This is a genomic window from Streptomyces sp. NPDC003016, assembly GCF_053591455.1.
Genome location: NZ_JBSFTV010000086.1, coordinates 1 through 6703, shown reverse-complemented (window position 1 = coordinate 6703; position 6703 = coordinate 1). Strand labels below are relative to the sequence as shown.

Sequence of the window (6703 nt, the reverse complement as noted above, 5' to 3'; positions counted from 1 at the left end):
TTGCCGATCAGGACCGGCCAGTCCGCCGGCCGGGGCGCCAGCCGCGCGTACAGCTCGTACATCGGTGACTGCTTCATCACCTCCGCGACCGCCGGCGCACGGCGGGCAGCCGCACCCTCCACGACGACAGGAACCGGCGTTGCACATCACGGAGTGGCTCGAGACCATCCCGGCGGTCAGCATTTACCTCCTGGTGGGGGTTGTCATCGGGCTGGAAAGTCTGGGCATTCCACTGCCGGGCGAGATCGTTCTCGTCAGCTCGGCCCTGCTCGCCTCCCAGCACGGCGACATCGACCCGTACGTCCTCGGCGCGTGCGCCACGGCGGGCGCCATCATCGGTGACTCGATCGGTTACGCGATCGGACGCAAGGGCGGCAGGCCGCTGCTCGCGAAACTGGGCCGCAAGTTCCCCAAGCACTTCGGCGAGACCAACATCGCCATGGCGGAGCGTTCCTTCGAGAAGTGGGGCATGTGGGCGGTCTTCTTCGGCCGCTTCGTCGCCCTGCTGCGGATCTTCGCGGGACCGCTCGCTGGCGTACTGCGCATGCCGTACTGGAAGTTCCTCATCGCCAACGTCTTCGGCGGCATCCTGTGGGCGGGCGGCACCACCGCCGTCATCTACTCGGTGGGTGTGGTCGCGGAGGCGTGGCTCAAGCGCTTCTCGTGGCTGGGCCTGGTGCTGGCCGTGCTGTTCGGCGTCACCTCGATGCTCGTGCTCAAGAGCCGCGCGAAGAAGGCCGCCGCCCAGGCCGAGGCCCGGTCCGCCACCCGGTCCGAGGCCCGGTCGCAGGCGGGGGAGGAGCCGGTGGCCACCGCGCCGGAGAAGGTCGCGGCGGCCGCCGACTGACGGCTTCGCCCCGCGCCTAGCCCGCGTGCGCCTCGCGGTGGTTTCTGGCCAGCTCCAGGTACATCGCGGCGTTCAGCTCGATGCCCTCGCGCTCCTCCGCCGTCAGCTCCCGCCTCACCTTGGCGGGTACGCCGGCGACCAGCGAGCCCGGGGGCACGCGCATGCCCTGCGGCACGAGCGCCTGCGCGGCGATCAGCGAACCGGCGCCGATGTGCGCGCCGTTGAGCACCGTGGCGCCCATGCCGACCAGTACGCCGTCCTCGACCGTGCACCCGTGCAGTACGGCGTTGTGCCCGACGGAGACGCGGTCGCCGACCGTGACGGGGAAGCCCGGGTCCACATGGACCGTGCAGTTGTCCTGGATGTTGCTGTCGGCGCCGAGGACGACCGGTCCGCAGTCGGCGCGCAGCACGGCGTGGTACCAGACGCTGGCGCCCGCGCCCAGCGTGACGTCCCCGATCACGACGGACGTCGGCGCGGCGAAGGCCGACGGGTCGATCCGCGGGACCTTGCCGCCGACGCCGGTGATCAAAGCCTGCTGTGCCATCGCGTGCTCCTTGGTGCCTCGTCGCTGCCCGGTCGCGCCAGGGGAACCGTAAGTGACGCCCTCGGGCCCCTGGATACCGGGTGGGACGGGGTAGGGGATGGGGCGAACATCACAGCAGGCCGCTCCGGGTCCCGGCGTCCCGCCGACTACCGTGTGCGCGTGCCGAAGAACAGAAACACGTTCTCATCGTTGTCCGCGCCGTCCACCTTGGCCGCCTGGCGCCGCCGCCTGGTGACCGGCGCCGTGCACGCCGGATGGCGCTGGGTGCAGCAGGCCGGAGCGGTCAGCGCGGAGCGCCCGGGGCGGCTGCGCTTCGGAGCGATCGGCACCGGAACCAAGCTCGCCTTCCCGCAGGGCACCGTGTTCGGCGAGGAGTGGATCCACCTCGGCGACCACTGCATCATCGGCGAGCAGGTCACCCTGACCGCCGGCATGATGCCCGGTCTCGACCTCGGCCCCGACCCGATCCTGCGGCTCGGCAACGGTGTGGTCCTCGGCCGCGGCAGCCATGTCATCGCCGATACGACGGTGACCATCGCGGACGACTGCTACTTCGGCCCGTTCGTGTACGTGACGTCCACGAACCACAGCTACGACGATCCCGACGTCCCCGTCGGCAAGCAGTGGCCCCGCATGGACCCGGTGGAGATCGGCCCCGGCTGCTGGATCGGCACCGGAGCCGTGATCCTCCCGGGTGCCCGGCTCGGCCGCAACGTCGTCGTCGCGGCGGGCGCGGTCGTACGGGGCGAGGTGCCCGACCACGCGGTGGTGGCCGGGGCGCCCGCCCGGATCGTACGCAGCTGGGACGCGGCGAAGGGCTGGCAGCCGCCGCTGCGCACGCCCGCCCCCGTACCGATCCCGGAGGGCGTCACTCCGGAGCAACTGCTGGCGCTGGCCGAGCTGGAGGCCGGGGCCGCCGAGTGAGCCGCGGCGGACGCCGGTCCGCTCACCCCGCGGCGAGCAGCACCGTGCCCACCACCGCCAGCCCGGCGCCCGCCGCCTGCACTCCGCGCAGCCGTTCCTTGAGGAGGGCGAGGGCGCACAGCGCCGTGACGACCGGGTAGAGGTTGGCCAGTACGGCGGCGACGGTGACCGGACCGGTCTGGGCGGCGATGGAGTACGTGCCGTTCGCCGCGACGTCGGCGAGACCGACGAACGCCAGAGCGGGCAGCGCGGACCGGATCACGCGCATCCCGCCGTCCTCGGGAAGGGCCCTGGCGCCGCGCCTGACCGACGCGTACAGCGCCGCGCCGCCGACCGTCACGTTGGTCACGCGCTGGACGAAGAGCGCGAGGAACAGCCCCACCAGGGTGGTGGACGCCTCGGCGATCAGGGCCAGCACCGCACCGAAGCCGACCGCCGCGACCAGCGTCAGTACGATCGCCTGCCGCTGCACCGGCGCACCGCGCAGCTGCGGACCGCTCGCCAGCACCACTCCGGCGATTGCGACCGCGATTCCGGCGAACTGGATCAGCCCGGGACGCTCTCCGAGGACCAGGCCGACCGTGACGGGCACGGCGACGCCCACCGACCCCAGCGGTGAGACGACGCCCATCGGGCCCAGCGCGAGGGCCTTGTAGAAGCACAGCATCGCGACGGGCCCGACCGCGCCCGCGGCCACCGCGAACCACAGTTGCGGCCCGGCCTCGCTCCAGCCGCCGGTCGCGACGACGACCGCGCCCAGCACCACCACGGCGATGGACTGGGACACGACGACGACGGTCAGTGCGGGCGTACGCCGGGTGAGCAGCCCGCCGCCGAAGTCGGCCAGTCCCCAGAGCAAGCTGGTGGCCAGGGCGAAGAGTGCTGTCATGACGGGGCCTCGCAGTACAGTGTGGTGAACGGGTCGGTACACCAGACCGTAGTGCAGTCCATTGAACTATGTCATCCAAAATATTGGACGGAATGTGTCGGACCTCGACCAGCTCACGCAGTCGCTCGCCCGCAACCTCAAACACTGGCGGGCCGAGCGCGGCTTCACGCTGGACGCGCTGGCCGCCCGCGCGGGCGTCAGCCGCGGCATGATCATCCAGATCGAGCAGGCGCGTACGAACCCGAGCGTCGGCACCACGGTGAAACTCGCCGACGCGCTCGGCGTCAGCATCACCACCCTGCTCGACTACGACCAGGGCAAGCAGGTCCGGCTCGTACCGCGGGAACAGGCGGTCCGCATGTGGGCCACGGACGCGGGCAGCCACACCACGCTGCTCGTCGGCACCGAGACCCGTGGCCCGCTGGAGCTGTGGGCCTGGCGGCTGGTGCCGGGCGACAGCAGCGCGTCCGACCCGCACCCCGGCGGGACCGTCGAACTGCTGCACGTCACCGCGGGCGAGCTGACCCTCGTGGTCGACGGCGAGCCGCACTCCGTGCCGGCGGGGACCTCCGCGACGTTCGAGGCGAACGTGGCGCACGCGTACCGCAACGAAGGCACCGAGACGGTCGAGATGACGATGGCCGTATCGATTCCGCCCGTACGCTGAGACGGCCAACACGTCTTCCGGGGACGGGTGTTAGCGTCTGCCCATGCGCGCACCTCTCGGAGGCTTCGACCACGCCACGCCCGCCCCCGACTGCCTCGGCCTGCTGACCGCGCCGGTCGCGGAGGCCGTGCGCACGTGGAGCAACGACGTACCCGCCGACCAGCTGATCTACGTCGACACCGACCCGGAGATCGCCGACACGGCGGCCTTCGCCGAGCACTACGGCGCCGGGCTTCTCGACGCCTCGGCGAACTGCGTGGTCGTCGCGGGCAAGCGGGGCGGCGAGAGCGCGCTGGCCGCCTGCGTGGTCCTCTCCCGTACGCGCGTGGACGTGAACGGCGCGGCCCGCAAGCACCTCGGCGCGCGCAAGGCGTCGTTCGCCCCGATGGACACGGCCGTCGGCGAGACCGGCATGGAGTACGGCGGCATCACGCCGGTCGGGCTGCCCGCCGGCTGGCCGCTGCTCGTGGACTCCGCCGTCACCGGCGTCCCGTGGGTCCTGATCGGAAGCGGCCGCCGCAGGGGCAAGCTCATCCTGCCCGGCAAGGCCTTCGCGGGGCTGCCGGGCGCGGTCGTCATCGACGGGCTCGGCGTCTGAAATCCCGTCCGGCGGCGCGTCCCGGCTCCGGCGGCGCGCTCCCGGCCCGGACGGCCGTCAGCCGAGCCGGGGGATCTCGATCGCCGGGCAGCGGTCCATGACCACGTCCAGACCGGCGGCGCGGGTGCGTTCGCAGGCGGCTTCGTCGACGACCCCGAGCTGGAACCACACCGCCTGGGCACCGACCGCCACCGCCTCGTCCGCGACGCCGCCCGCGAGGTCGCTGTTGACGAACACGTCCACGACGTCGACCGGGAACGGGATGTCGGCCAGTGACGCGTATCCCTGTTCGCCGTGGACCGGCTCGGCCTTCGGGTGGACCGGCACGATGCGCTTGCCGTAGCGCTGGAGGACCTCGGCGACGCCGTACGCCGCCCGCGACCGGTTGCCGGACAGGCCCACCACCGCCCAGGTGTCGCCGGACTGCGTGAGGATCTTGCGGATCGTTGCCGGGTCGCCGTACACGCCCTGCCTCCTGGGGTCGGAAGGTCACTTGTGGTGACCAACGGGCGACGCCCCGCGGGCATTCCCGGGGCGCCGTGCCGGTCTGCTCACCCGCGCGTTGTTGTTCAAGGTTGTACCGCTGTGTATCGTCGCGATGTGTGACTTGAAGTTTCAAGTAACTCCGACCGGCCCGACCCCACAGGAGAGCCCCTCACATGACTCCCCCCACCAGCACCCTCGGCGTCCCCGTCATCAGCGGCACCGCTGCCCGCCGCACCCCCTCGCCCCACGGCTACGACACCGGCCTGCTCGTACTCCGTCTCGCCCTCGGCCTGACCATGGCCGCGCACGGCACGCAGAAGCTCTTCGGCTGGTTCGGCGGCGGCGGGCTCGAAGGGACCGGCCAGTTCTTCACCGCGAGCCGCTACCCGGCCGGCGAGGCGATGGCGGCCGTGGCCGGTCTCACCGAGACGCTCGGCGGCCTCGGGCTCGTCCTCGGTCTGCTCACCCCGCTGGCCGGCGCGGCCCTCGTCGGCACCATGGTCAACGTGCTCGCGGTGAAGTGGGGCGGCGGCTTCTTCGCCCCCGAGGGCGTCGAGTACGAGGTGCTCCTCACGGCGGCCGCGGTCGCGCTCACGCTGACCGGTCCCGGCCGGTACGCCGCAGACCGCTTCCTGCCCGGCCTGCGCACCCACCGGCTCGCGTACGGCGCCGCCGCCGTGGCCGTCGGACTGGTGGTCGCCGTCGTCGTCCTGCTGCTCCGGAAGTAGCGCCCCTTGACCTGCGCATAGGGTGGGCCGAATGCAGGAGCAGTACCGGACCGTCGCCCGCCCGGGTGTGCACGAAGCCGAGATCAACCGATCGCGCTTCCTCTGCGCGCTCGCACCCGCCGCGACCGAGCGGGAGGCGCAGGACTTCGTCGCGCGCGTCCGCCGGGAACACCCGGCGGCGTCGCACAACTGCTACGCGTACGTCATCGGCGCGGACGCCTCCGTGCAGAAGGCGAGCGACGACGGCGAACCGGGCGGCACGGCCGGTGTACCGATGCTCCAGATGCTGATGCGGCGCGAGGTGCGGTACGCCGTCGCCGTCGTCACCCGCTACTACGGCGGCGTGAAACTCGGCGCGGGCGGGCTGATCAGGGCGTACGGCGGTGTGGTCGGCGAAGCCCTGGACGCCCTCGGCACGATCACCCGGCAGCGCTTCCGGCTCGCCACCGTCACCGTCGACCACCAGCGGGCCGGAAAGCTGGAGAACGACCTGCGGGCGACCGGACGCGCGGTGCGCGAGGTGCGGTACGCCGATGCGGTCGCGATCGAGGTCGGGCTGCCGGAGGCGGACGTCGAGCCCTTCCGCGCCTGGCTGGCCGACGCCACGGCGGGCACGGCGGGGTTCGAGCTCGGCGGAGAGGCGTACGGCGACGCCTGAGGGCGAACGCCGGCGTGCCTTTGAGCCCCGGCACGCCCCGGAGCCCCGGTGCGCCGGGCGCCGGCGTACTGCCGGACAGCCGGAGCGACCGTGACCTCGCGTGACGGACCGTCACGACGGGGTGAGGGCTCCCCTGTGCCCCGGGACTCGACCGGCCGGATCGGGGAAGCGCCACGCGAACGGCTTCGCGGGCGGTACGCTCCCGGCGCCTCAGGGGGCGCACCAGGACCCGGCGCCGGACTTCCGGGCCGCACGGCGGCGGCCCGTCGTGGATCCTGGTGCCGCTGGCGCAGGCGCTGGTGGGTGTGCCCTTCGTCGTACGGACCATGCTGCCCGTCCTGCGGGCGGTCGACGGGCGG

The 6703-nt window shown here is 72.6% G+C and carries 9 protein-coding genes; 6 read left to right on the top strand and 3 right to left on the bottom strand.

Annotated elements, in window-relative coordinates:
• Positions 1-139 precede the first annotated feature (139 nt).
• Positions 140-847, top strand: a complete 708-nt coding sequence (locus ACWDZ4_RS34885) for a DedA family protein (RefSeq protein ID WP_451512400.1) — start codon at positions 140-142, stop codon at positions 845-847.
• 16 nt (positions 848-863) lie between these two features.
• On the opposite strand, the gene ACWDZ4_RS34880 is transcribed toward ACWDZ4_RS34885, so the two are convergent.
• The gene (locus tag ACWDZ4_RS34880; protein WP_451512399.1) at positions 864-1394 is read right to left on the bottom strand and encodes a gamma carbonic anhydrase family protein; all 531 of its coding nucleotides are present in this window, start codon (positions 1392-1394) and stop codon (positions 864-866) included.
• Positions 1395-1553: 159 nt separating this feature from the next.
• Between ACWDZ4_RS34880 and ACWDZ4_RS34875 the strand changes: the two genes are divergently transcribed.
• Positions 1554-2318, top strand: a complete 765-nt coding sequence (locus ACWDZ4_RS34875; RefSeq protein ID WP_451512398.1) for an acyltransferase — start codon at positions 1554-1556, stop codon at positions 2316-2318.
• A gap of 22 nt (positions 2319-2340) precedes the next feature.
• On the opposite strand, the gene ACWDZ4_RS34870 is transcribed toward ACWDZ4_RS34875, so the two are convergent.
• Complete coding sequence (locus ACWDZ4_RS34870) at positions 2341-3207, bottom strand: EamA family transporter (RefSeq protein WP_451512397.1); 867 nt, start codon at positions 3205-3207, stop codon at positions 2341-2343.
• 94 nt (positions 3208-3301) lie between these two features.
• Between ACWDZ4_RS34870 and ACWDZ4_RS34865 the strand changes: the two genes are divergently transcribed.
• Together ACWDZ4_RS34865 and ACWDZ4_RS34860 are read left to right on the top strand one after the other, a co-directional pair.
• Positions 3302-3874, top strand: a complete 573-nt coding sequence (locus tag ACWDZ4_RS34865) for a helix-turn-helix domain-containing protein (RefSeq protein ID WP_451512396.1) — start codon at positions 3302-3304, stop codon at positions 3872-3874.
• Positions 3875-3917: 43 nt separating this feature from the next.
• On the top strand, positions 3918-4472 hold the full coding sequence (locus tag ACWDZ4_RS34860) for a YbaK/EbsC family protein (protein ID WP_451512395.1): 555 nt from the start codon (positions 3918-3920) through the stop codon (positions 4470-4472).
• 57 nt (positions 4473-4529) lie between these two features.
• On the opposite strand, the gene ACWDZ4_RS34855 is transcribed toward ACWDZ4_RS34860, so the two are convergent.
• Positions 4530-4937, bottom strand: coding sequence for a CoA-binding protein (locus ACWDZ4_RS34855; protein ID WP_451512394.1), 408 nt, complete (start codon positions 4935-4937; stop codon positions 4530-4532).
• A 194-nt stretch (positions 4938-5131) separates the two neighbouring features.
• On the opposite strand from ACWDZ4_RS34855, the gene ACWDZ4_RS34850 reads away from it, so the two are divergent.
• Entirely contained in the window at positions 5132-5686 is a 555-nt protein-coding gene (locus tag ACWDZ4_RS34850; protein ID WP_451512393.1) for a DoxX family protein, read from the top strand.
• A gap of 31 nt (positions 5687-5717) precedes the next feature.
• Positions 5718-6344, top strand: coding sequence for a YigZ family protein (locus tag ACWDZ4_RS34845; protein WP_451512392.1), 627 nt, complete (start codon positions 5718-5720; stop codon positions 6342-6344).
• The last annotated feature ends 359 nt before the right edge of the window (positions 6345-6703 follow it).

Bases quoted from the DNA above. Each gene is read 5' to 3' on its own strand.
- ACWDZ4_RS34860 (WP_451512395.1), top strand. From the start codon at position 3,918: ATGCGCGCACCTCTCGGAGGCTTCGACCACGCCACGCCCGCCCCCGAC.
- ACWDZ4_RS34880 (WP_451512399.1), bottom strand. From the start codon at position 1,394: ATGGCACAGCAGGCTTTGATCACCGGCGTCGGCGGCAAGGTCCCGCGG.
- ACWDZ4_RS34845 (WP_451512392.1), top strand. From the start codon at position 5,718: ATGCAGGAGCAGTACCGGACCGTCGCCCGCCCGGGTGTGCACGAAGCC.
- ACWDZ4_RS34870 (WP_451512397.1), bottom strand. From the start codon at position 3,207: ATGACAGCACTCTTCGCCCTGGCCACCAGCTTGCTCTGGGGACTGGCC.
- ACWDZ4_RS34850 (WP_451512393.1), top strand. From the start codon at position 5,132: ATGACTCCCCCCACCAGCACCCTCGGCGTCCCCGTCATCAGCGGCACC.